2 protein-coding genes are annotated in these 2,368 nt (G+C 74.9%); both read left to right on the top strand.

Annotated features, from left to right (window positions below; genetic code table 11):
- The coding region (locus tag AC5LUJ_RS18635; RefSeq protein ID WP_493465375.1) for a PP2C family protein-serine/threonine phosphatase at window positions 1-947 on the top strand (947 nt) is incomplete at its 5' end.
- Window positions 928-2,217, top strand: a complete 1,290-nt coding sequence (locus AC5LUJ_RS18630) for a VWA domain-containing protein (RefSeq protein ID WP_250291671.1) — start codon at window positions 928-930, stop codon at window positions 2,215-2,217. The genes AC5LUJ_RS18635 and AC5LUJ_RS18630, both read left to right, overlap by 20 nt.
- Window positions 2,218-2,368 lie beyond the last annotated feature (151 nt).

The raw sequence follows: 2,368 nt of genomic DNA, 5'->3' as shown, positions 1-2,368 counted from the left end.
TCCCCGGGCCGTGCCGGAGCTGCGGCGCGGCCGAGTTCGACGGCGACGGCTTCTGCACGACCTGCGGGAGGCAGCGGGACCCCGGCGCGCCGGGCGCGCCCGGCCGGCAACTGCCGCCCGACCGGGTCGAAACCGACCTCGGCCGGATCGCGGGGGTCAGCGACCGGGGCCTGGCGCACCGGGACAACGAGGACGGGATGGGCATGGCGCTGGGGCCGTGGCCGGTCGCCGTGGTCTGCGACGGCGTGTCGACCGCGCCCGACTCCGGCCCGGCGGCGCGGGCGGCGGCCACGGCGGCCGTCGAGTCGCTGGTCGCCGCCGCGGCCGGCGCCGGGCGCGGGCCGCGGGCCGCGGCCCCGCACCGGGCTGGCGCGGACGCGCTGGGCGCCGCGGCCGCGGCCGCCCAGCGAGCGGTGCTGGACCGGCCGGTCGCCACCCCCGGCGCCGCGCCGGCGTGCACGTTCGTGGCCGCGGTCGTCATCGACAGTGTGCTGTCCGTCGGCTGGCTCGGCGACAGCAGGGTGTACCTGCTCGGTACCGACGGCCCGGTGCGGCTCACGGCCGACGACACGCTCGCCGCACACGCCGCGAGCGCCGGTCTCATCCCGGCGGAGGCCGCCGAGACGGCGCCGGGAGCGCACACGATCACCCGCTGGCTCGGCCCCGACAACGGCGGCAACGTGGTCCCGCAGGTCGGTTCCGCCCGGCTGACCGGTCCCGGCCGGGTGGTGGTGTGCAGCGACGGGCTGTGGAACTACGCCTCGGACCCGCAGGTGCTCGCCGCCCACGTGGCCTCGGCCGGCACCGCTGCGGCACCGATCGACGTCGCCCGGCACCTGGCCGACGTCGCCCTGCGCGCCGGTGGGCACGACAACATCACCGTCATCGTCCTCGATGTACCCGACGACCTCACCCCCGGAGACCTTGATGGTCACGTTCAGCAGTGATGTCAACCAGAACGCGTACCTGAGCGAGGGCGCCACCGACGTCCACGCGGTGGTGACGGTCAAAGCGGTGACGGACAGTGCCGAAATCGTGTCCGACGGCCCGGCCGGCACGGGCGCGGGCCCCGGCACCGCGGAAGTGATCATCATCGACTCCTCCGGGTCGATGGAGGGCAAGAAGATCACCGAAGCCCGGCGCGCGGCCGCCGTCGCGATCGACACGCTGCCCGACGGCGTGGCGTTCGCGGTGGTCTCGGGCAACAGCTCCGCCCGGGTCGTCTACCCGACAAGCCAGACCGGTCTCGCCGAGGCGTCGGCGGCGACCAGGTCGGCGGCGAAGCAGGCGGTGCACGACATCCGCGCGGGCGGCGGCACAGCCATCGGCCAGTGGCTGACGCTGACCCGCTCGCTGATGGAGACCCGGCCCGGCGCGGCCCGGCACGCCATCCTGCTCACCGATGGCCAGAACTGGGAGAGCGAGGACGTCTTCGCCGCCGCGCTCGCCCGGTGCGAAGGCGTGTTCCAGTGCGACTGCCGGGGGGTGGGCGCCGACTGGCGGGTGTCCGAGCTGCGCCAGATCGCGAGCCTGCTGCTCGGTTCGGTGGAGCTGCTGCGGACTCCGGAACAGATGGCGGACGACTTCCGGGCGGTGGTCGCCGCGGCCACCGCCCGGGCCGTTCCCGACGTGACGTTACGGGTGTGGACGCCCAAGGGCGCGGCCGTCCGGTTCCTGCGGCAGGTCTACCCCGAGGTCGACGACCTGACCGGCCGCGGCGGCGACGTCAACGAGCGGACCCGTGACTACCCGACCGGCGCCTGGGGCGCCGGCACCCGCGAGTATCACCTGTGCGTCGACGTCGTGCCCGGTCCGGTCGGTACCAGGAAGCTCGCCGCCAGGGTGACCCTCGTCGCCGGCGACACCAAGCTGTCGGAAGCCCTCGTCCTGGCCGTCTGGACGGACGACACCGACCTGTCGACCCGGATCAACGACAAGGTCGCCCACTACACCGGTCAGGAGGAGCTGGCGCGGGCGATCCAGGAGGGCATCGAGGCGAGGGCGCTGGGCGACGACGCCACCGCCGCCACCAGACTGGGCCGGGCGACGCAGCTCGCCGCCGAGGCCGACGACGAGGGCACGCTCCGGCGCCTGGCCAAGGTGGTCGACATCGACGACCCGGCGACCGGGAAGGTACGCCTCAGGCGCGACGTCGACGCGCTGGACGAGATGGACCTGGACGTGTCGTCCACCAAGACGGTGCCGGCGAAGCGGTGAGCGCCCGCTGCCAGGAGGGGCACCTGTCGCAGACCTACGACTGGTGCGACCAGTGCGGCATCCTGATCGCCGCCGAGCAGCCGCCCCCGGCGCCGCACGCCGTCCCGCCCGAGCCGGGGCCGTCACAGCCGTTACGACCGCCGCACCCGTT

This window comes from Protofrankia sp. CiP1_Cm_nod3, from assembly GCF_982290655.1.
The sequence above is the reverse complement of the archived record's forward strand: the minus strand, read 5'-3'. Positions and strand labels throughout refer to the sequence as shown.